At 71.3% G+C, this 20,247-nt stretch carries 20 protein-coding genes; 13 read left to right on the top strand and 7 right to left on the bottom strand.

Features of this window, described 5'->3' with window-relative positions:
• The first annotated feature begins 49 nt into the window (after window positions 1-49).
• The 3 genes from AB0M70_RS00615 to AB0M70_RS00605 are packed head-to-tail and all read left to right on the top strand — an operon-like array spanning window position 50 to window position 3,878.
• On the top strand, window positions 50-1,309 hold the full coding sequence (locus tag AB0M70_RS00615; protein WP_365814829.1) for an LLM class flavin-dependent oxidoreductase: 1,260 nt from the start codon (window positions 50-52) through the stop codon (window positions 1,307-1,309).
• Window positions 1,310-1,326: 17 nt separating this feature from the next.
• On the top strand, window positions 1,327-2,736 hold the full coding sequence (locus AB0M70_RS00610; protein WP_365814827.1) for an NtaA/DmoA family FMN-dependent monooxygenase: 1,410 nt from the start codon (window positions 1,327-1,329) through the stop codon (window positions 2,734-2,736).
• 14 nt (window positions 2,737-2,750) lie between these two features.
• Window positions 2,751-3,878, top strand: a complete 1,128-nt coding sequence (locus tag AB0M70_RS00605) for an LLM class flavin-dependent oxidoreductase (protein ID WP_365814825.1) — start codon at window positions 2,751-2,753, stop codon at window positions 3,876-3,878.
• 37 nt (window positions 3,879-3,915) lie between these two features.
• Here the strand turns inward: AB0M70_RS00605 and AB0M70_RS00600 are convergent, their stop codons facing one another.
• Together AB0M70_RS00600 and AB0M70_RS00595 are read right to left on the bottom strand one after the other, a co-directional pair.
• Entirely contained in the window at window positions 3,916-4,617 is a 702-nt protein-coding gene (locus AB0M70_RS00600; RefSeq protein WP_365814823.1) for a hypothetical protein, read from the bottom strand.
• 208 nt (window positions 4,618-4,825) lie between these two features.
• On the bottom strand, window positions 4,826-6,052 hold the full coding sequence (locus tag AB0M70_RS00595; RefSeq protein WP_365814821.1) for a helix-turn-helix domain-containing protein: 1,227 nt from the start codon (window positions 6,050-6,052) through the stop codon (window positions 4,826-4,828).
• A 152-nt stretch (window positions 6,053-6,204) separates the two neighbouring features.
• Between AB0M70_RS00595 and AB0M70_RS00590 the strand changes: the two genes are divergently transcribed.
• Window positions 6,205-7,380, top strand: a complete 1,176-nt coding sequence (locus AB0M70_RS00590) for a lactate 2-monooxygenase (protein ID WP_365814819.1) — start codon at window positions 6,205-6,207, stop codon at window positions 7,378-7,380.
• A complete protein-coding gene (locus AB0M70_RS00585) occupies window positions 7,377-8,354 on the top strand; it encodes an NAD(P)-dependent oxidoreductase (RefSeq protein ID WP_365814817.1) in 978 nt (325 codons plus the stop codon). Before AB0M70_RS00590 ends, AB0M70_RS00585 begins: the two co-directional genes overlap by 4 nt.
• A gap of 65 nt (window positions 8,355-8,419) precedes the next feature.
• Here the strand turns inward: AB0M70_RS00585 and AB0M70_RS00580 are convergent, their stop codons facing one another.
• Together AB0M70_RS00580 and AB0M70_RS00575 are read right to left on the bottom strand one after the other, a co-directional pair.
• On the bottom strand, window positions 8,420-9,241 hold the full coding sequence (locus tag AB0M70_RS00580; RefSeq protein ID WP_365814815.1) for an endonuclease: 822 nt from the start codon (window positions 9,239-9,241) through the stop codon (window positions 8,420-8,422).
• A 186-nt stretch (window positions 9,242-9,427) separates the two neighbouring features.
• Entirely contained in the window at window positions 9,428-10,018 is a 591-nt protein-coding gene (locus AB0M70_RS00575) for a TetR/AcrR family transcriptional regulator (RefSeq protein ID WP_365814813.1), read from the bottom strand.
• 105 nt (window positions 10,019-10,123) lie between these two features.
• Between AB0M70_RS00575 and AB0M70_RS00570 the strand changes: the two genes are divergently transcribed.
• Entirely contained in the window at window positions 10,124-11,560 is a 1,437-nt protein-coding gene (locus AB0M70_RS00570) for an aldehyde dehydrogenase family protein (RefSeq protein WP_365814811.1), read from the top strand.
• Window positions 11,561-11,574: 14 nt separating this feature from the next.
• Here the strand turns inward: AB0M70_RS00570 and AB0M70_RS00565 are convergent, their stop codons facing one another.
• A complete protein-coding gene (locus tag AB0M70_RS00565) occupies window positions 11,575-12,357 on the bottom strand; it encodes a thioesterase family protein (RefSeq protein WP_365814809.1) in 783 nt (260 codons plus the stop codon).
• A gap of 89 nt (window positions 12,358-12,446) precedes the next feature.
• Window positions 12,447-13,652: an acyl-CoA dehydrogenase gene (locus AB0M70_RS00560; protein ID WP_365814807.1), complete on the bottom strand. Its 1,206-nt coding sequence runs from the start codon at window positions 13,650-13,652 to the stop codon at window positions 12,447-12,449.
• A gap of 215 nt (window positions 13,653-13,867) precedes the next feature.
• Between AB0M70_RS00560 and AB0M70_RS00555 the strand changes: the two genes are divergently transcribed.
• Both AB0M70_RS00555 and AB0M70_RS00550 read left to right on the top strand, forming a co-directional pair.
• On the top strand, window positions 13,868-14,089 hold the full coding sequence (locus AB0M70_RS00555; RefSeq protein WP_365814805.1) for a hypothetical protein: 222 nt from the start codon (window positions 13,868-13,870) through the stop codon (window positions 14,087-14,089).
• Window positions 14,090-14,114: 25 nt separating this feature from the next.
• On the top strand, window positions 14,115-14,612 hold the full coding sequence (locus AB0M70_RS00550; protein ID WP_365814803.1) for a hypothetical protein: 498 nt from the start codon (window positions 14,115-14,117) through the stop codon (window positions 14,610-14,612).
• Here the strand turns inward: AB0M70_RS00550 and AB0M70_RS00545 are convergent.
• Window positions 14,569-15,027 (bottom strand): Rrf2 family transcriptional regulator, encoded by a 459-nt coding sequence (locus tag AB0M70_RS00545; protein WP_365814801.1) that lies wholly within the window; start codon window positions 15,025-15,027, stop codon window positions 14,569-14,571. The genes AB0M70_RS00550 and AB0M70_RS00545 overlap by 44 nt on opposite strands.
• A 147-nt stretch (window positions 15,028-15,174) precedes the next feature.
• Here AB0M70_RS00545 and AB0M70_RS00540 point away from each other — a divergent pair, with 147 nt between their 5' ends.
• The 5 genes from AB0M70_RS00540 to AB0M70_RS00520 all read left to right on the top strand — a co-directional run bounded on the left by AB0M70_RS00540 (window position 15,175) and on the right by AB0M70_RS00520 (window position 20,247).
• Entirely contained in the window at window positions 15,175-15,273 is a 99-nt protein-coding gene (locus AB0M70_RS00540) for a putative leader peptide (RefSeq protein ID WP_365814799.1), read from the top strand.
• A 180-nt stretch (window positions 15,274-15,453) separates the two neighbouring features.
• Entirely contained in the window at window positions 15,454-16,434 is a 981-nt protein-coding gene (locus tag AB0M70_RS00535; RefSeq protein ID WP_365814797.1) for a TauD/TfdA family dioxygenase, read from the top strand.
• A gap of 406 nt (window positions 16,435-16,840) precedes the next feature.
• A complete protein-coding gene (locus tag AB0M70_RS00530; RefSeq protein ID WP_249585724.1) occupies window positions 16,841-17,068 on the top strand; it encodes a type A2 lantipeptide in 228 nt (75 codons plus the stop codon).
• A gap of 93 nt (window positions 17,069-17,161) precedes the next feature.
• On the top strand, window positions 17,162-17,968 hold the full coding sequence (locus AB0M70_RS00525; protein WP_365814794.1) for an HlyD family efflux transporter periplasmic adaptor subunit: 807 nt from the start codon (window positions 17,162-17,164) through the stop codon (window positions 17,966-17,968).
• A complete protein-coding gene (locus AB0M70_RS00520) occupies window positions 17,965-20,247 on the top strand; it encodes an NHLP family bacteriocin export ABC transporter peptidase/permease/ATPase subunit (RefSeq protein WP_365814792.1) in 2,283 nt (760 codons plus the stop codon). The genes AB0M70_RS00525 and AB0M70_RS00520 overlap by 4 nt, the downstream gene beginning before the upstream one ends.

The following is a 20,247-nucleotide window of genomic DNA, read 5'->3' as shown; positions in this document are numbered from 1 at the left end:
GCCGAGGGGCCGGTGTTCTCGTACGGTCGATCAGGAAGGCACCCTTCTCGTGTCGTCATCACCTTCATCCCGTCTGCCCTCTTCCGCTCCCTCGTCTCCTTCTGGCGCGCTGCACCTCGCCGTCGCGCTCGACGGGGCGGGCTGGCACCCGGCCGCCTGGCGTGAACCGGTCTCCCGCCCAACGGAGTTGTTCACCGCCCGGTACTGGGCCGATCTGGTCACGGAGGCCGAGCGCGGCCTCCTCGACTTCGTGACCATCGAGGACGGGCTCGGCCCGCAGTCCTCGCACTTCACCGAACCCGACCGACGCACCGACCAGATCCGCGGGCGGCTGGACGCCGTTCTGATCGCCGCCCGCGTCGCCCCGCTGACCAGCCACATCGGTCTGGTGCCGACGGTGGTGGCCACGCACACGGAGCCCTTCCACATATCCAAGGCCATCGCCACGCTCGACTACGTGAGCACGGGCCGTGCGGGCCTGCGCGTGCAGGTGTCGGCGCGCCGGAACGAGGCCGCGCACTTCGGACGCCGCACGTTTCCCGCCTTCGGCATCGAGGACCTCGAGCGTCCGGACGTACGGGAGTTGACCGCCGATCTCTTCGACGAGGCGGCCGACCACATCGAAGCGGTGCGCCGCCTCTGGGACAGCTGGGAGGACGACGCGGAGATCCGGGACGTCGCCACCGGCCGCTTCATCGACCGCGCCAAGCTGCACTACATCGACTTCGAGGGCAAGCACTTCAGCGTCAAGGGCCCCTCGATCACACCCAGGCCACCGCAGGGCCGGCCGATCGTCAGCGCGCTCGCCCACGAGTCCCCGACCCACGCGCCGTTCCGGCTGCTCGGGCGCTCGGCCGACATCGGATACGTCACTCCGCGCGACGCCGGACACGCACACGCCGTCGTCAGCGCGGTCCGCGGCGAACAGGACGCCGCCGGGCGCGCCGAGGAGCCCCTGCACCTCTTCGGTGACCTGGTCGTGTTCCTCGACGGCGACGCGGCCACCGCCAGGGACCGTCGCGAGCGTCTGGACGCCCTCTCCGGCCACCCGTACACCAGTGACGCACAGGTGTTCACGGGCACGCCCGCCCAACTGGCAGATTGGCTGACGGAGTTGAGTCAGGCCGGGCTCACCGGCTTCCGGCTGCGTCCCGCCGTCGTCGGCCACGACCTGCCGGCGATCACCCAAGGGCTGGTGCCCGAGCTCCAGCGGCGCGGCGTCTTCAGGCGCGCGTACGAAGCCGACACCCTGCGCGGCCTCCTTGGCCTCGCCCGCCCCGCGAGCCGTTACGCCGCCGCCACCGCCTGAGCCGGAAGGACCCCGTCATGAGCAAGTCACCGGACAAGCCGCTCAAGCAGATCCACCTCGCGGCGCACTTCCCCGGCGTCAACAACACCACCGTATGGAGCGACCCCAAGGCCGGCAGTCACATCGAGTTCAGCTCCTTCGCGCACTTCGCGCGGACCGCCGAGCGCGCCAAGTTCGACTTCCTGTTCCTCGCCGAGGGCCTGCGCCTGCGCGAACAGGGCGGAAAAATCTACGACTTGGATGTCGTGGGCAGGCCCGACACCTTCACCGTGCTCAGTGCGCTCGCCGCTGTCACCGAACACCTCGGCCTGACCGGCACCATCAACTCCACCTTCAACGAGCCCTACGAAGTGGCCCGCCAGTTCGCCAGTCTCGACCACCTCTCGGGCGGACGCGCCGCGTGGAACGTCGTGACCTCCTGGGACGCCTTCACCGGCGAGAACTTCCGCCGCGGCGGATTCCTGCCGCAGGAGGAGCGCTACTCCAGGGCCAAGGAGTTCCTCGGCACGGCGAACGAGCTGTTCGACTCCTGGCACGGGGACGAGATCGTCGCCGACCAGGAAACCGGCACCTTCCTGCGCGACGCCCAGGCGGGCGCCTTCGTCCACCAGGGTCAACACTTCGACATCCAGGGCCAGTTCAACGTCCCGCGCAGCCCTCAGGGGCGGCCGGTCATCTTCCAGGCAGGCGACTCGGAGGAGGGGCGGGAGTTCGCGGCCTCCAGCGCGGACGCGATCTTCAGCCGGTACAGCACGCTCAAGGAAGGCCAGGCGTTCTACACTGACGTCAAGGGCCGCCTCGCCCGCCACGGCCGCACCCACGACCAGCTGCTCATTTTGCCCGCCGCGACCTTCGTCCTCGGGGACACGGACGCCGAGGCGGAGGAACTCTCCCGGGAAGTGCGGCGCCTCCAGGTCAGCGGAGCCACCGCCATCAAGCACCTGGAGTTCGTCTGGAACCGCGACCTCTCCGCCTACGACCCGGAAGGCCCGCTGCCCGACATCGACCCGGACCTCGGCGAGCACACCATCGCCCGCGGACGGGCCCAGGTACGGATGTACCGCGACCCGCTGGCCACCGCCCGGGAATGGCGCGAGCTCGCGGCCGCGAACAAGTGGTCCATCCGCGACCTGGTCATCGAGACCGGCAGCCGCCAGTCCTTCGTCGGCTCCCCGGCCACCGTCGCCGAGACGATCAACTCCTTCGTGCAGGCCGACGCCGCCGACGGCTTCATCCTCGTCCCGCACCTCACCCCCGGCGGCCTCGACGCCTTCGCCGACACCGTGGTCCCGCTGCTCCAGGAGCGCGGCGTCTTCCGCACGGAGTACGAGGGCACCACCCTGCGCGACCACCTGGGCCTGGCCCACCCCGACACGGGCGCGCACGCGAGCGCCCCCGAGCCCGTGCCCGCGTCGGCCGGCCACTGAGGAGGACCCCACCCATGTCACAGATCCCTCTCGGCGTCCTGGACCTGGTCCCGGTCTCGTCCGGCTCCACCGCGACCGAGGCGCTGCACCACTCCATCGACCTGGCCCAACAGGCCGAACAACTCGGATACGCCCGCTACTGGTTCGCCGAGCACCACCTCAACCCGGGCGTGGCAGGCACCTCACCCGCGGTGGTCCTCGCCCTCACCGCCGCCGCGACCTCCACGATCCGGCTCGGGGCAGGCGCCGTACAGCTCGGTCACCGCACCGCGCTCTCCACCGTCGAGGAGTTCGGCCTGATCGACGCGCTGCACCCCGGGCGCCTCGACCTCGGGCTCGGCCGCTCCGGCGGCAAGCCACCCGCGACGCCCGCCGCCACGCCGCCGACCGCGACCCCCGTCGTCGACGGCCGCGCCCCCAACGGGCTGCGGATCCCGGCGCGCTTCTCCTACGAGCATCTGCTGGGCTCACCCCGTGTCGCCCTCCAGCGCAAGCTGCTCCAGCAGCCGCACGCTAAGGCGCAGGACTACGGCGAGCAGGTCGACGACATCCTCGCCCTGCTCGCCGGGACGTACCGCTCCGACGACGGCGTGGAAGCGCATGTCGTTCCCGGCGAGGGCGCCGAGATCCAGGTGTGGATCCTGGGCAGCAGCGGCGGTCAGAGCGCGGACGTCGCGGGCCGCAACGGCCTGCCCTTCGCCGCCAACTACCACGTCAGTCCGGGCACGGTGCTCGAAGCGGCGGAAGGCTATCGCGCCGCGTTCACGCCCTCCGACGTACTGGACAAGCCCTACGTCAGCGTCTCCGCCGACGTGGTCGTCGCTCAGGACGACGCGACCGCCCGCGAACTCGCCGCGGGCTACGGCCCCTGGGTCCGCAGCATCCGCACGGCCGAGGGTGCCATCCCGTACCCCACGCCGCAGGAGGCGCGCGCCCATGTCTGGACCGACGCGGACCGCGCACTGGTCGAGGACCGCGTCGAGACCCAGTTCACCGGCTCCCCGGGCCGCGTCGCCGACCTCCTGGAACAGCTCCAGGAGGCCACCGGCGCCGACGAGTTGCTCATCACCACCATCACCCACGGCCACGCGGACCGGGTGCGCTCCTACGAACTGCTCGCCGAGGAGTGGCGGCGCAGGTAGCCGGTCCGGTCCGGCCTTCCGTCGTGGAGGGCTGGGATCAGGCGATGGGCCAGCAGTTGTACGCGTTGTAGTTGGTGCCGTTGCAGCCGAACCACTTGCCGTACAGGCAGGGGCCGATGTCGTGCCAGCCGCCGTGACAGCAGGCCAGGCAGGTGAAGCCTCCGTACCCGTCGCTCACGCAGGCCGAACTGCCGTCCACGCACTGGGCCTGGGCCCGGGGCGTGGCATCGGGCGGCGTGCCCTGCGGGGAGACGCCCCAGGTGAGGGGAGGCGCGGCCGGGCTCGGGGCTCCCGGGCCCCGTACTCCTGGGGTCTGCGCTGCCGGGCCGTGCGGGCCGGGGTGCTGGGGCGGCCGTGGCTGGGCCTGCGGGCCCGGCGGAGGGGGCTGGGTGTGAGCCGGGGTTCCGCATGGCGAGGGGCCGGGTGCGGCGCCGGCGCGCGCGTAATGGACGAGCAGCGCGGCCAGCACCGCGTGTTCGGGGGAGTCGGACTCCTTGAGGGTGAGCTGGACGAGGCTGTGCGTGTGGTCGTCGCAGGGGACCTGGCGCAGCAGCTCCACCCGGTCGATGAGGCCGACGGGGATCGTCGTCCAGTCCTGGCACGTCGTGCCGGGAGCGAACTGGACGCTGTCCGCGCCGCCCTCGGATTTCTTGACCATCCCGACGAGGGCGGGCTGCTCGCGGACCGTGTCCGACGCGAGTGCCTGCAGGAATTCCGTACCGCTGAACGACCTGGGCATGTGTCTCCTCTCGGCACGCCATGCGGGCGCGCCCGTCGATGTCGATGCCACGAGGTTCGCCTGATCGTCGGGAGCGGCACAACAGAGACGGAGGTGATCAATCCGGATAGGTGAACTCGGCCTGTAAGCGGGCGCGTTGAGCGGTCGGCGCGCGCCGGGGGGGAGAGCCCGAGCGCAAGGGAGACAGCTCCGCGCGCCCTCCTTGTCGTCAGCGGCCGGGGCCCTGCCCGCCCCGGCTCTCGCGCACGAGCGTGCGGGCGATGTCCAGGGTCAGGCGCTGCCAGGGGTCCTGGGGGTCGCGGGCCGTGATGTCGCGGACGCGGCGCAGGCGGTAGCGGACGGACTGGGGGTGGAGATGGAGTGCGCGGGCGGCGGCGTTCGCCGAGCCGGTGTCGATGTACGCGATGAGCGCTTCCAGGAGGTGGCGTCGGGCGCCGTCGACGAGCGGGCCGAGGACGATGCGGCCGATCTGGTCGGGGCTCACCACCGGGTGGCCCGCGAGCAGGGCGAGGACGTGGGCGTCGGCGTCGGTGAGGACCCGCTCGGGGTGGTGGGCGTGCGGGGGAGCGGTGTCCAGGGCGCCCGCGGCGAGCCGGTGGGCGACGGCCACACGGTCCAGGCTCTCGCCCGAGATCACGCAGCCGCGCCAGGCGTGCCTGCGCAGGACCTCCGGCACGGCGTCGGCGGAGGCGGCGGGCAGGAGGAGCACGGCGCGCGATCCATGGGTCGTGGCCAGGGACGTCGTCGTCGGCGGTGGTCTCTGCGCCCCCTCTCCGCCGAGGGCCGCGAGCAGGGCCGTCGAGGTGGTGAGGGAGATGTCGGACGAGTGGCCGTCCTGGTCTTCGGAGTCCGCCGGTTCCGCCACCAACAGGCAGTAGCGTTCCGGCAGGTGCACGCCCAGGCGGGAGGCCCGCGCGCCGAGCGCGCCCAGCGACGCGTGCCGGCCGGCGATCAGGTCGTCGAGCAGCAACTGCAGTGACCTGTCGCGGTCACCGGCGAGGCGCTCGCTGGTGGCCGCGTACGCCGTCGTCATCTCCTCGGAGAGGGTGTCCATGGCGGTGAGCAGCAGTCGGGTCAGGGCGAAGGCGTCCCGCGCGGACAGCTGCGGGGCGCGGGCCGCGACCTCGTCGGCGAGTACCGCGGCCGCGACCCGGTAGGCGCGGAGCACGGCCTGCAAGGGGCGGCCGTCCGCCGCCCGCGCCGCCGCGATCCCCCGGAAGCGCCGCAGATCGGCGTCACCGATCATCCCGTCCGTCACCCAGTGGTCGAGGAGGCGGTCCGTCGCCCAGGCCGCGATGGCCCGCACCTCGGGGAACCTGCTGCCGTCCAGCGCCGTGTACGCCGGAACCTGCTCGTGCACCGCGTCGACGACCGCCTCGACGAGGCGGGGATCGGCCAGGAGTTCCTGCCGGACGCGTTCCCGCTTGTTTGTCACAGGGTGATGGTCCCATCGGAAAAGAGTGCGTACGGCCATGGACGGGGCTTGTCACTGTGGCAAGGATCGTCGGGTAGGCGGTGCCGCTTTCGCGGACCGGCTGTCTACCGCAGTCGCACGCAGTCTCCAGGCCATCGGACGGGACCCACCACATGACGACGACGCCGAACTGGGCGGACTTCCAGTACGAGATCTACCTCAACGGCATGACTGGCGCCGTGCCCCGCCTGCCCACCGACCTGACCCGCCTGGAGGAGCTGACCGAGCAGCGCCTGGGCCCTGGGCCGGTCGGCTACGTCTCCGGAAGCGCGGGCAACGGCAGCACCGCCCGCGCCAACCGTGAGGCCCTCGAGCGCCGCCGGATCGTGCCGCGCATGCTGCGTGACGTGCACGAGCGCGATCTGTCCGTGGAGGTGCTCGGCCACCGGCTGCCCGCGCCGCTGGCCCTCGCGCCCGTCGGCGTCCTGTCGATCATGCATCCGGAGGGCGAGTCCGCCGCCGCCCGCGCGGCCGCGGCCCGCGGCGTCCCGTTCATCCTGTCCTCGGCCTCCAGCACCCCCATGGAGCAGGTCGCCGAGGAGATGGGCGACGGGCAGCGGTGGTTCCAGCTGTACTGGGCCAAGGACCGTGACGTCACCAAGAGTTTCCTGGACCGGGCGAAGGCCGCGGGCTTCACCGCGCTCGTCGTCACGCTCGACACCCCGCTGCTCGCCTGGCGGCCGCGCGACCTGGACCAGGCGTACCTGCCCTTCCTGCACGGCGTGGGCACCGCCAACTACTTCACCGACCCCGCGTTTCAGGCAGGCCTCGCCAAGCCGGTGCACGAGGACCCGAACGCGGCCGTGATGCACTTCGTCGGCATGTTCGCCGACCCCGCGAAGACCTGGCCGGACCTGGCGTTCCTGCGCGAGAACTGGGACGGCCCGATCGTGCTCAAGGGCATCCTGCATCCGGACGACGCACGCCGCGCCGCCGACGTGGGCATGGACGGCGTGGTGGTCTCCAACCACGGTGGCCGCCAGGTCGCGGGCTCGGTCGCGGCGGCCGACGCGCTGCCTCGCGTCGTGGAGGCGGTCGGCGACCGGCTCTCCGTCCTGTTCGACAGCGGTATCCGTACCGGTGACGACATCTTCAAGGCGCTCGCCCTGGGCGCCGAGGCCGTTCTCGTGGGACGGCCCTACGCCTATGGGCTCGGCATCGACGGCCAGGCGGGCGTGGACCACGTGATCCGCTGTCTGCTCGCCGAACTCGACCTCACCCTGGCCCTGTCCGGACACGCCGGACCCGCCAGCCTCACCCCCGACGACCTGATCGAGGAGACCGCATGACCCCCGTGAAGAACGTCCTGGCCATCGTCTCGCCCCACGTGGGCGGCCGCGCGGCGGGAGGTGCCCTCGCCGGGCTGCTCCCCGCGACGGCGCGTGTCACCGTCGTCGAGTCGGCCGACGAGGACCCCGCGGCCCTGCGCGAGGCACACGTCATCGTCACCGGCCTCGCACCCGTCACCGCCGAGCACATCGCGGCGGCCCCCGCCCTGGAAGTCGTCCAGTGCGCGAGCCACGGCTTCGACTACGTCGACCTGGAAGCGGCCCGCGCGCGCGGCATCGCCGTCTGCTCGATCGGCTCCAGCGGCGCCGAGAAGCAGAACGTGGCCGAGCAGACCTTCGCCCTCATGCTCGCCCTCGCCAAGCAGCTGATCCCGGCGCACACCGCGCTGACCGAGGCGGACTGGGCGCTCCCGCGTCTCCAGCAGTCCATCACGGAGCTCTCCGGCAAGACGCTCGGCATCGTAGGGCTCGGCCACATCGGCGAGGAAGTCGCGCGCCGCGCGGTCGTGTTCGACATGAGCATCGTCTACGCAGGGCCGCGTGCCCTGGACGCGGAGACGGAGGCCCGCCTCGGCGGCGCGCGTCACGTCGAACTCGACGAGCTCCTCCGTACGTCCGACTACGTCAGCCTGCACGCCCCGCTCACCGAGCGGACGCGCCATCTCCTGGACGCCGAGCGTCTCGCCCTCCTCAAGCCGACGGCGTTCGTCGTCAACACGGCACGGGGTGCGCTCATCGACCAGGACGCCCTTGCCGACGCGCTCACGGCCGGGAAGTTGGCCGGTGCGGGCATCGACGTCTTCGACCCCGAACCGCCCACCGCGGCCCTGCGTCTGCTGAAGGCACCCAACGTGGTGCTGTCACCGCATGTGGCGGGCGTGACCCGCGAGACGCTGGTGCGCATCGGCCTCGCCGCGATCCAGAACGTCGCGGGCCATCTGGAGGGCAAGCCGCTGGCTGACGTGGTGTCCTGACGTCTCATCAGCGAGGTTGTGGCAGCGGCCCGTGGTCCGCCGCTGCCACAACCGGTGGCCGTGCTCTACCAGATCGCGCCGACCCACTCGGGGTGGTCGACGAACGGGTTGCGGTTGTGCTGGTACTGGTCGTAGATGGCCTGGTTGCGGTTCTTCTCGAACGCGTCCGGCGGGTCCTCGTCGCTCCACTGCTTCAGTACGGAGAGGCGTCCGATGGCGGGGGCGCTGCCGTTGTCGACCTTGTCGTTGGGCTCCAGGTCGGCGAAGCCGTCCTCGCCGTCGTAGCGTACGGCCATGTAGAGGATCATGCGGGCCACGTCGCCCTTGACGGCGTCGCGGGGCTCGAAGGAGTCGGCGTCGGTGTAGTTGCCGGGCGCCTCGCCGACCTCGGTGCCGCCGTTGTCGAAGTCCTTGTTGCCGCGGGTGCTGTTGACCGAGACGTCCGTCGGGCGCAGGTGGTGGATGTCGGTGCCGGGTCCGGTGGCGGTGCCGAAGTCGCCGTGGGACTTGGCCCAGGTGTGCTCACGGTTCCACTGGTCCGGGTCGCCGCCGTTGCTGTCCTTGCTCTGCGAGCGGCCGGTGTAGAGCAGGATCACGTTGCTGCTGTTCGCCGGGTCCTCGTCGGTGACCTTCAGGGCGTCCCAGACCTGGTCGTACGACAACTTGGTCTGCTCGCTGATGATGGTGTGCAGGGCGCTCTTCAGCTCCGGGCCGGTCTTGCCGAGCGCGTCCTTGTAATACGTGTCGTCGTAGCCACCGGCGGACGCGGCGGGCGGCGTGGGGGCCGTGGTCGTGGCGTCGGCGGCGGCCGGGACGGTGATCCCGACAAGGACCGCGGCCGCCGTCATGGCCAGCGGTTTCCAGTGACGTATGTGAGGGACGGGCATGTGGGGGGTGTCCTCTCCCGGAGACTCGCGCGCACCACGGATCCCTCCAACAGGACCTGCGTTCTACGCGAGTTGACTAGTGGGCCAACGGGAGAGTGGCACGGTTGAGCACGTCACTGTATGAACGTCGTGGGTCGACTGTGTGACGATGTCGTGGACACGACATACGCGTCGCATCGGCGCATCTCAGGACATGCGTACGCCGTCGAGCACGACGGAAACGGTGCGGCGGGCGAAGTCGTCGTCCAGCGGCAGCCGGCGGAAGACCGCGCGCAGCCAGACCGCGCCGGCGAGCAGGTCCATCAAGGTCATCGTGTCGGTGTCCGGCGGCAGTTCGCCGCGCTCGACGGCGCGGTCGATCACCGACTGCTCGCGTGCGAGGCGGTCGGCGAAGAACCCCTGGATGTAGCCGGCGAGCCCGGGATCGCTCACCGCTGCCCCCAGCGCGGAGCGGGCGACGGCGCCCGACGGCTGGGCGGTCAGCAGTCGCACGAGGCCCTCGACGAGGTGTTCCAGGTCGCCCCGGAGGTGCCCGGTGTCGGGGATCGGCAGGTCCAGGAGCGGCGCGTCGATGAGGGCGGCGCCGAGGAGCGCGGACTTGGAGGGCCACCAGCGGTAGATGGTCGTCTTGTTGACGCCGGATTCCTCCGCGATGCCCTCGATCGTCATGGACGCGAAGCCGTCACGGGCGAGGGCCTTCAAGGTGGCGTCGAAGATCTGCGGCTTGCGCCGCGGGCCGTCGCCCCGGGCGGGCTGCGGGCGGTGATGCGTCGTCATGTCCCGAAGCCTAACGCAACGCAACGGTGCGTTGCATCGGCGGGATCGGAAGGCTACGGTCGGCGAAAGCGCAACGCACCGTTGCGTTTTCGGGGAGGAGACATCATGGAGCGGTCACTGCTCAGCGACGTGGAGCGGGAGTTGGGCGTGCGCGGCGCGGACGAACCGGCCGCCGACGCCGCGGCAACGGTCGCCCGGCTGCGCGCGACGTTCACAACGGGCCGGACGCGGCCGACGGCCTGGCGCCGGCGGCAACTGCGCGCGCTGCGGGCCCTGCTGACCGAACAGGCGCCCGCGCTGACCGACGCGCTCGCCGCCGACCTGGGCAAGAGCCCCGTGGAGACGCACACGTCGGAGCTGGGCTTCGTCGTCAACGAGATCGATCACACACTGCGCCACCTGGAGCGCTGGCTGCGCCCGCGACGCGTCCCGGTCCCCATGGCGCTGCTCCCGGCCCGCGCCCGCACGGTGCGCGACCCGCTCGGCGTGGTCCTGGTCATCAGCCCGTGGAACTACCCGGTGATGCTCGGACTCGCGCCCCTGGTGGGCGCCCTCGCCGCGGGGAACTGCGCCCTGCTCAAGCCGAGCGAACTGGCACCCGCGACCTCCGCCGCGCTGGCCCGCCTCCTGCCCCGCTATCTGGACCCGGACGCCGTCGCGGTCGTCGAGGGCGCGGCGGCGCAGACCACGGCCCTCCTGGAGCAGCGCTTCGACCACATCCTCTACACGGGCAACGGCACAGTGGGCCGCATCGTCATGGCGGCCGCCGCCCGCCATCTCACCCCCGTCACCCTGGAACTGGGCGGAAAATGCCCGGTCCTTGTCGAGCCGGGCACCGATCTGGCCGCCGCCGCGCGCCGGATCGCCTGGGGCAAGTTCCTCAACGCGGGCCAGAGCTGCACCGCCCCCGACCACGTCCTGGCCCTCGGCGGCACGGCGGAACCGCTGGCCCGCCACCTCGCCGACGCGATCACGTCCATGTACGGCACCGATCCCGCGCGCAGCCCCGACTACGGCCGCATCATCGACGACCGGCACTTCGACCGGCTCACCGCCCTGCTCGGTGACGGCCGTGTGGTGACCGGCGGCGCGCACGACCGGGCCACCCGCTACCTCGCGCCGACCGTGCTCGCCGACGTCGACCCGGCCGCGCCCGTGATGTCCGAGGAGATCTTCGGCCCCATCCTGCCGGTCCTGTCCCTGCCCGATCTGGACGCCGCCATCGCCTTCTTCAACGCGCGCGCCAAGCCGCTCGCCCTCTACGCCTTCACGCCCCACCGGGAGACCCGCCGCCGGCTGCTCGGGGAGACATCGTCGGGCGCCGTCGGCTTCGGGCTCCCCAACGCCCATCTCACCGTGCCGGGCCTGCCCTTCGGGGGTGTGGGCGCGAGTGGCTTCGGCAGCTATCACGGCCACTACTCGGTGGAGACCTTCAGCCACGCGAAGGCCGTCCTCGACAAGCCGCTGTCGCCCGACACCATGCGAGCGGCCTACCCGCCCTTCACCGCGGCCAAGGAGCGGCTGCTCCGTCGCTTACTGTGAACGGGCCGGGCGAATTACAGGGGCCGGACCGTGAGGATCTGTTGGGCGTGGCCGACGGGGCCGTGGAGGTCGTGCAGGACGGTGCTGGTGAGGCCCTGACCCGTCGGGCCGAAGGTCACCGTGGTGTCGAGGCCCGTCCAGTCGCCCTCGGGCTGTCGGTGCAGGTGGACGGTGAGGTCGACGTTGGGGAACATCCAGGCGGTGGGCGGCTGGCGTACGGCGATGCCGTTGGCGGTGTCCACGAGCGCGACGTACGACGCGAGAGGGCTCGCGGTCTGCCCGGCGACCAGGTCGAGCGGGGTGGAGATCCACGCCGTCGTACGGCCGGGCTGCGGGGGAGCGACCGGGCGGACGTCGACCGAGGCGATGTATCCGCCCGGCCACAGGGAAGCCATGGGCCAGGACTCCAGCGCCTCGGGAGAGGTGAGCTTGTCGGCGCCGCCGCCCGCGACGGAACGGGTGTCACCGGCCGCGAGGAGCCATGCCCGTGCCCGCACCACGGGACGGTCGGCCATGAGCACGACGGCTTCGACCAGTTCGATGGTGCGGCCGGGACGGACGGTCTCCACCCGGATCTCGCACTCGTCGAGGGCCAGGCGTCCCAGGATGTCGAAGCTGATCCGCGACATGACAAGGCCGCTGTCCGGCCGGGCGGCCAGGTACCGGTCGATGGCGTGGACGGTGAGGCCGCCGAGCGGGCTGAAGTGCTGCTCGTCGGTGTCCCAGGCGCCACCGGCGTGCGAGGTGGGCTTGTAGCGGTGCTCGTCGATGGGTTCGTAGTAGCTGCCGGTGTTCAACGGTGCTTCCCTCTCGGCCTTGCGGATGCGGGGGTATCCGAAGATCGTACTGACCGTGGAGCCGGCCGCGGAGGGGAGCAGACGTCCCGTTATCGCAGGCTGTTGAGGTAGTGCTCGCCGATGTCACGCAGGCGGTGCGCGGTGGAGTCGTGGGCGGTCAGGGCCCGGGCGTTGCGCCAGAACCGGTCGAGTCCGGGGTCCGTCGCGGGCGAGGGGACGTCGGCGGTGAGTTCCAGGACGCGGGTGGTGATGTGCAGGGCGGACCGGGTGGTGACGGCCTCGGCCGCGGCCACGAGGAACGCGATGTCGGCACGCTCGTCGGCGTCCAGCGCGGGCCCCGTCTCCAGGCCGCGGGCCAACGCCTCCGTCGCGCGGTCCACCACGGCGGCGGCGCTGTGCGCGGCCGTCGCCAACTCCCCGTAGGCGAGCAGCAGGTAAGGGTCGGTGGGCGGCGGACCACAGTCCCGGCCGGTGTCGAGCGCGCCCATCAGGGTGGGGCGCGGCAGCGCACGGCTGATGTCCCGGGCCTCGGCGAGCGCGCCCTCCGCGTTGCCCAGGCCGACCTGGACGAGCAGGAGACGGCGGGTCAGCGGGGCGAGGGAGGTGAACGGCGCGATCTCGTGTTCGTCGACGGGGACCGTGCCGAGCACCTGGTGCGCGGCCACCGGTACGTCGTCGTAACTGACGCCTCCCGCACCGCTCAGGCGCTGCCCGAGCAGATCGTGCGCCGGTTCGGCGCGGACGCCGGGGTGGGCCGGGTCCACCTGGACGACCACCCACTCGCCGCTGTCCGTGCGACGCGCCGTGTGGACGAGCCGGTCCGCGACGGCGACGCCCGCGGTCGAGGGCCGCATTCCGTGCAGGACGTACCCGTCGGCTGCCGGGGTCAGCGCGAGGTCGGTTCCCGTCTGCGCGTCCGGCAGTTCGATGTCGCCGCCCCAGAGCCACTGTTCGTGCACGGCGCGCAGTTCGAGGGCCGCGGCGTCCGCGGGGGCGGCGAAGAGGCGCGGGCTCCACGACAGGGCGTGGTGATGGGCGAGGAGTTCGGCGATGGAGCTGTCCGCCGCCGCGATGTCCCTGATCGCCGTACAGGCGGTGGGCCAGTCCACGCCCCGGCCGCCCGGACCCTCTGGGCCGGAGGGCGTCAGAAGCGCGGGCAGTCCCGCCTCACGCAGCCGCGAGACCTCGTCGAGCGGGGGTTTGCCCGCCCGGTCGCGCAGGTCCGCGTCGACGGCGAGATCGTCGGCGAGTTCCCGGACGACGCGCGGCGAGGCGGAGGGGAGCAGCGTTGTCACGGCGACGCCTCACAGATTCCTAGTTTCCCTACCTGATTGATAGGAATAGTGGTCGTGAACACCGCCCGCAACAAGGGGGTGTTCAAGGGCTGGACTGCCGCGTCTCACAGTATGGGACCGAGACGCCCGTCCAGACGGCTGCCCTGGCCTCCGGTGCCGGCGTGCGCGCCGAAATTCGGTTACGGAAGCGCGGCCGTCATGCCTACCATCCGGCCATGCCGAGACCTTCCGGATTCACCTACGAGCAGCGCCCCGACGCCAGCGTGACGATCACCCATCACGGCCGCGCCGCGGGCACGCTGCGCGGTGCGCGCGCCGAGAAGTTCCTCGCCGAGGTCGAGTCGGGCGACGCACAACTGGTGATGGCCCGCTGGACGGGCGCGTACAAGCACGGCAACGAACGCACGGCACGCAACCATCCGCGCAATCGGCGCTGAACCCGAGGCGGGGGCGGAAAGAGGCGTGGGACTGGTCCAGCGGCTGTGGGCGGCAGGGGAGATGCCCTTCCGCGACGGGCTCTACCGGCCGGACGACACCGGCCTCGCGGTGCACGTAAACGGCCCCGGGGCCTACCACCCGGACGCCGGGCAGCCGATCCCCTTTCGTCTCGGAGACCCGCTCGACGTGGCCGAGGCCATCGAGGAGGACGGTGTCACCGAGGCATACGCCCACTTCGAGAGCGCACTGCCGGACGGATCAGGGTGGATGTCCGGCGGAGGCAGCGGAATGGGGAACGTCGGCTACCTCGCCCGTCTCGGAGCCGACCGCTCCTTGAGATGGGTCGTCGTCATGTTCCACTCCAACCCGTTCGTGGGCGTCCGCCATGAAGGAATGACGGCCGTCTTCACCAACGACTGGGGAAACCTGCTGGCCCTCGACCTCGCCGGGCCCGCCCCTGCTGAGAGATCGTCCGTGCCTACGGGTTCGTCCAGGCCGCCGGGTCCGCGGCGAGTTCCGTGACCGGGGTGGGCAGGTCGGCGCCGGCCACGTCGGCCAGGGAGACGCCCTCGAGGATCTGGCGGACGTTCGCGCGCAGGGCGATCCAGAGCGGCAGCAGCGATTCCGCGGGACCGCTGTAGGCCAGCTCCGGCGGACGTACGCCGCGCACCGACACCAAGGGGCCCTCCACGACGCGGATGACGTCCGCGATGCTGATGAGGTCGGCGGGCCGGGCCAGGCGGTAGCCGCCGTTGCCGCCGCGCTGGCTGAGGACGAGACCGCCGCGCCGCATGTCGTTGAGGATGCCCTCGAGGAACTTGTGCGGGATCTCCTGGGCGTCCGCGATGGCCTCGGCCTTCAGCGGCCCGTCGTCCTGGCACGCGGCGAGTTGCAGCGCGGCACGTACCGCGTAGTCCGCCCTGGCTGAGATCCGCATGGCCGCATTATGCTGCACCGCCCTGAACGGTACGAATCGCCACGGACCCGGGGTGCCGTCCCAAGGGCTCGCTCGCGCGATGTCGGGGGCGTTGCAGGGTCGTGAAGCGGGCGGGGCAGACCTTGACCATGCTTCCGGCCGACGGCCATGCTCCAGGACATGACCGCGATGACCCCTCTTGTCCCGCGGCTCCACGTAGACCTGGGCCGCCTCGCTTCCGCGGCGTGTCGTCTGCGCGTGGCCTGACCGCCGCATTCGTTCGCGGCTGAGGTCGGCGCTGCCTCGCTCTTCCCACTCCCTCATCTCGCATTCGCATGCCCCAACTCGGCGGCGGAGGCGAACGAGACCGCTTGGCCTGCGCGCGCGCCGACCCTTTCTTCCCCTCCACGAACACGCAACTCCCACCCCACGAAGGGATTTCGAGCCATGACTTCCGCACCCGCAGTGGAGACCACCCTCAGCCCGGCTGAGCCCGCGCCCCTCACCGTCCAGAAAGTGGGCGGACGTATCGGCGCGGTCATCTCCGGGGTCCGCCTCGGCGGTGACCTGGACGAGGCGACCGTGGCCGCCGTGCGCGTCGCGCTTCTCGAGCACAAGGTCGTCTTCTTCCGTGACCAGCAGCATCTCGACCCGGAGAGCCACGAAGCCTTCGCCCGGCTGCTCGGTACCCCCGTCGCCCACCCCACCGTCCCGTCCGTGGACGGCCGTTACGCCCTCGGCATCGACAACGAACGCGGCGGCCGCGCCAACCAGTGGCACACCGACGTGACGTTCGTGCCCGCCTACCCGGCCTTCTCCATCCTCCGCGCCGAGGTCATCCCGCCGTACGGCGGCAACACCCTGTGGTCCAACACCGCCGCCGCGTACCGGGATCTGCCGGAGCCGCTGCGGACCCTCGCCGACAGCGTGCGCGGCGTGCACACCAATGACTACGACTACGCGGCCACCCGCCCCGAAGCCTCCTCCGCGGCGCTCGACCAGCACCGCAAAGTGTTCACCGCCGTCAAGTTCCAGACCGAGCACCCGGTGGTCCGCGTCCACCCCGAGACAGGCGAACGCACCCTGATCCTGGGCAACTTCCTCCAGAAGCTCAGCGGCTTCCGCGCCGCCGACTCCCGCGCTCTGATCGGCGTACTCCAGTCCCATGTGGAGCGGCCGGAGAACACGGTCCGCTGGCAGTGGCGCGCGGGTGACGTGGCCATCTGGGACAACCGCGCGACGCAGCACTACGGGGTGGACGACTCCGACGACCACGAGCGCACCCTGCGCCGCGTCACCATCGACGGCGACGTCCCGATCGGCGTCGACGGACGCCGTTCGGTGCTGCTCGCCCCGGAGTCGGTGCCCGAGCCCGGCCACGGAATTGCCTCCGGCGCGTCGACGGACGGAGTGGTCGCGGAGGTCTGAACCGGCGGACTCCGTGTCCCCTTCGGCCACCATTCGCCGCGCCTTCAATAAACCTGCACATCGAATGCGCAGCCCAGTCACGCCATTCGGCGAATACTCCCCGCGCGGTCCTTGTGTATTGACCACAGAACTTTCGCTTTGATGCGAGAGTGTCCGCTTTGGTGGAGGGAGTCCTTCCGCTCACGCGATTCCCGTCTGTGAATCTTGTGAAGGAGCTGCTCCCGCGCCGTGAACATGCCTGCACGCAGCGGTGATTCGACGCCACGACGGCTGCCGGCCGTCGCCACATCGATTGGATGTACGACCTGCGAACGTGCTTTGATCCTGGCCACCGCGGAATTCGCACCTCAGGTTCCGCAGTGTTGGAAACACCTTTGCACCATTCATGAGAAGGGCAGCTCACACCATGAACTACACCCCCCAGGTCGAGACCCTCGAGATTTCCGACGCCGACCTCGACAACGTCTCCGGTGGCCTCGTCGCCGGTGTCGCGGGCAACGTCACCAGCACCGTTGACTCCATCGCCCCGGTCTCGGGCGTCGTCGGCGGCGTCGTCGGCACCGTCGAGGGTGTCACCGGTCTGAACACCGGCGCCGTCACGGGCCTGGCCTCCGGCCTGACCGCTGGTCTCTGAGCCTCAGCTCACTGAGACGCCATGATTCGTGAGCCCCGGAACCATTGGTTCCGGGGCTCACGGACGCCACAGGCAAAGTAAGGGAAGCGTTCCGTGCAGTTCCGCCAACAGGCCCTGTCCAAGCTGCAGTCGCCCGAGGAACTCGACCTGCCGGTGCGCTACGCCCGACCCCAGGGCCTGCTCGTGCTCGCCGTCACCGTCGTCGTCATGGCCGCCGCGAGCATCTGGGCCGTGACCGGCTCGATCTCCTCCACACTCCGCGCCCCCGGCATCCTCACCCACGGCCAGGGCAGCTACGTCCTGCAGAGCCCGGTCACCGGACAGGTGACGCGCGTCCTCGCCGAGGAAGGAAAGCGGGTCGCCGCCGGCGCTCCCGTGCTCAAGGTCCGTACCGACCAAGGGGACAGGGTCGTACGTTCCATCGCCGCGGGCCGCGTGACCACCCTGGTCGCCAGGATCGGCACCGTCGTCACCACCGGCGCCGACGTCGCGACCGTTGAGCGGGTCTCGGGCACCGACGACCCCCTCCTCGCCATGCTCTACGTACCGGCGGACAGCGCGGCGACCGTCCCCGTCGGCGCCTCGGTGGACCTCACCGTCCAGTCCGTGCCCACGGAGGAGTACGGCAAGCTGCGCGGCCGCGTGAAGGCGATCGGGCGAGCGGCCCAGAGCGAACAGAAGGTCAGCGGCTTCCTCGGGGACAAGGAGCTGGCCGGGCAGTTCACCAAGGACGGGCCGCCCGTGGCCGTCCTCGTGAGCCTGGAGAACTCCTCCGCCACCCGGTCCGGCTACCAGTGGTCGTCCGCCGACGGCCCGCCCTTCACCCTCGACTCCATGACCCTGACCAGCGGCGCCTTCCACCTCGCCGAGCAGCGCCCGATCGATTGGCTGCTTCCGTGACCGCACCGCACCCCTCCCCGGCGCACCAGCAGCAACTGCCGCCCCCCGGTGGCCGCCGCAGACACCGCCCCGAACCCCAGCGCAGCCGCCGCCGCGCCGCACCGCGCCCGGCGTCGAAGGGCAAGCGGCAAAAAACCGTCCGTACGCCCACCGTCCTGCAGATGGAGGCCGTGGAGTGCGGCGCCGCCGCCCTCGCCATGGTCCTCGCCCACTACGGACGCCACGTCCCGCTGGAAGAGCTGCGCATCGCGTGCGGCGTCTCCCGCGACGGCTCACGGGCCAGCAACCTCCTGAAGGCGGCCCGCAGTTACGGTCTGACGGCCAAGGGCATGCAGATGGAACCGGCGGCGCTCGCCGAGGTCAAGGCGCCCGCGATCCTCTTCTGGGAGTTCAACCACTACGTCGTCTACGACGGCGTGGGCCGCCGCTTCGGGCGACGCGGCGTGCACATCAACGACCCGGACAAGGGGCGCCGCTTCGTCCCCTCGGAAGACTTCGACACCAGCTTCACCGGCGTCGTCCTCGTCCTGGAGCCGGGCGAGAACTTCCGCCCCGGAGGCCGCAAGCCCGGCGTCATGAAGGCGCTCCCGGCACGGCTGCGCGGCACCACCGGCACCATGCTCGCTGCGCTCTTCGCCAGCCTGCTGCTCGTCGCGGTCGGCGCGGCACTGCCCGCACTCAGCCGGACGTACATCGACCTGTTCCTGATTGGCCATCAGACGTCGCTGCTCGGCGCCCTGTTCGCGTCGATGGGCGCGATGGTGGCGCTCACCGTCGTCCTCACCTGGCTGCAACAGGCGAACCTGCTGCGCGGCCGCATCATCTCCTCCACGCTGAGCAGCGCCCGCTTCCTGCGCCACCTGCTGCGCCTGCCCGTCACGTTCTACGCCCAGCGCAGCCCGGCCGACCTCGTCCAGCGCCTCGCGTCCAACGACGCGGTCGCCGAGACCCTGGCCCGCGACCTGACGGCCGCGGGCGTCGACGGCATCGTCGTCCTCCTCTACGCGGCCCTGCTGTGGACGTACGACCCCCAGCTCACCCTCGTCGGCGTCGGCATCGCCCTGCTGAACATCGTCGCGATGCGCATCGTCATCCGGCTACGGGCCACCGGCACCCAGAAGCTGCGGGCCGACAGCGCCAAGCTCACCAACACCTCGTACACCGGGCTTCAGCTGATCGAGACGATGAAGGCGACCGGAGGCGAGAACGGCTACTTCCGGAAGTGGGCGGGCCAGCACGCCACCACCCTGGAGGAGCAGCAGCGCCTCGGCGTGCCCAGCGCCTGGCTCGGCGTCGTCGCACCGACCCTCGCCACGCTCAACAGCGCCCTGATCCTGTGGATCGGCGGCCTGCGCGCGGTCGAGGGTCATCTCTCGATCGGTCTGCTCGTCGCGTTCCAGGCCCTGGTCACCCGCTTCACCGCGCCGATCACCCGCCTCAACGGCGTCGCGGGCCGCATCCAGGACTTCGGCGCCGACGTCGCCCGTCTCAAGGACGTCGAGAACTTCCCCGTCGACACCCTCTACTCCCGTCCCGAACCGGAGGCGAGCACCCGCCGCCTCAAGGGTCACGTGACCCTCGAGAACATCACCTTCGGGTACAGCCCCCTCGACAAGCCGCTCCTGACAGGCTTCTCCCTCGCGGTCGGCCCCGGCCAGCAGGTCGCCCTCGTCGGCGGCTCCGGCAGCGGCAAGTCGACCGTCTCCCGGCTGATCTCAGGGCTCTACAGCCCCTGGGAGGGCACGATCCGCATCGACGGACAGCGCCTTGAGGACATCCCGCGCGGGGCGCTCGCCGCCTCCGTCTCCTTCGTCGACCAGGACGTCTTCCTCTTCGAGGGCACCATCCGCGACAACGTGGCGCTGTGGGACCCCTCCATCCCGGACGACGCCGTCGTGGCCGCCCTCAAGGACGCCTGCCTGTTCGACATCGTGGCGCGCAGGCCCGGCGGCATCCACGGCCGCGTCGAGCAGGACGGCCGCAACTTCTCCGGCGGCCAGCGCCAGCGCCTGGAGATCGCGCGGGCCCTGGTCCGCCGCCCGAGCATCCTCGTCCTCGACGAGGTGACCAGCGCCCTGGACGCCGAGACCGAACAGGTCATCATCGACAACCTGCGCCGCCGCGGCTGCGCCTGCGTCGTCATCGCCCACCGCCTGAGCACCGTGCGCGACAGCGACGAGATCGTCGTCCTCGACCATGGCACGGTCGTCGAACGCGGACGCCACGAACACCTCGTCGCCGCCGGCGGACCCTACGCCGACCTGGTCAAGGAGCACTGA

The organism is Streptomyces sp. NPDC051214 (assembly GCF_040682375.1).
In the GTDB taxonomy this organism is placed as follows: Bacteria; Actinomycetota; Actinomycetes; order Streptomycetales; family Streptomycetaceae; genus Streptomyces.
The sequence above is the reverse complement of the archived record's forward strand: the minus strand, read 5'-3'. Positions and strand labels throughout refer to the sequence as shown.

Coding starts and splice junctions, on each gene's coding strand:
- AB0M70_RS00585 (WP_365814817.1), top strand. CDS start 7,377: ATGACCCCCGTGAAGAACGTCCTGGCCATCGTCTCGCCCCACGTGGGC.
- AB0M70_RS00575 (WP_365814813.1), bottom strand. CDS start 10,018: ATGACGACGCATCACCGCCCGCAGCCCGCCCGGGGCGACGGCCCGCGG.
- AB0M70_RS00570 (WP_365814811.1), top strand. CDS start 10,124: ATGGAGCGGTCACTGCTCAGCGACGTGGAGCGGGAGTTGGGCGTGCGC.
- AB0M70_RS00600 (WP_365814823.1), bottom strand. CDS start 4,617: ATGCCCAGGTCGTTCAGCGGTACGGAATTCCTGCAGGCACTCGCGTCG.
- AB0M70_RS00590 (WP_365814819.1), top strand. CDS start 6,205: ATGACGACGACGCCGAACTGGGCGGACTTCCAGTACGAGATCTACCTC.
- AB0M70_RS00555 (WP_365814805.1), top strand. CDS start 13,868: ATGCCGAGACCTTCCGGATTCACCTACGAGCAGCGCCCCGACGCCAGC.
- AB0M70_RS00580 (WP_365814815.1), bottom strand. CDS start 9,241: ATGCCCGTCCCTCACATACGTCACTGGAAACCGCTGGCCATGACGGCG.
- AB0M70_RS00540 (WP_365814799.1), top strand. CDS start 15,175: ATGCTCCAGGACATGACCGCGATGACCCCTCTTGTCCCGCGGCTCCAC.
- AB0M70_RS00530 (WP_249585724.1), top strand. CDS start 16,841: ATGAACTACACCCCCCAGGTCGAGACCCTCGAGATTTCCGACGCCGAC.
- AB0M70_RS00610 (WP_365814827.1), top strand. CDS start 1,327: ATGAGCAAGTCACCGGACAAGCCGCTCAAGCAGATCCACCTCGCGGCG.
- AB0M70_RS00535 (WP_365814797.1), top strand. CDS start 15,454: ATGACTTCCGCACCCGCAGTGGAGACCACCCTCAGCCCGGCTGAGCCC.
- AB0M70_RS00605 (WP_365814825.1), top strand. CDS start 2,751: ATGTCACAGATCCCTCTCGGCGTCCTGGACCTGGTCCCGGTCTCGTCC.
- AB0M70_RS00545 (WP_365814801.1), bottom strand. CDS start 15,027: ATGCGGATCTCAGCCAGGGCGGACTACGCGGTACGTGCCGCGCTGCAA.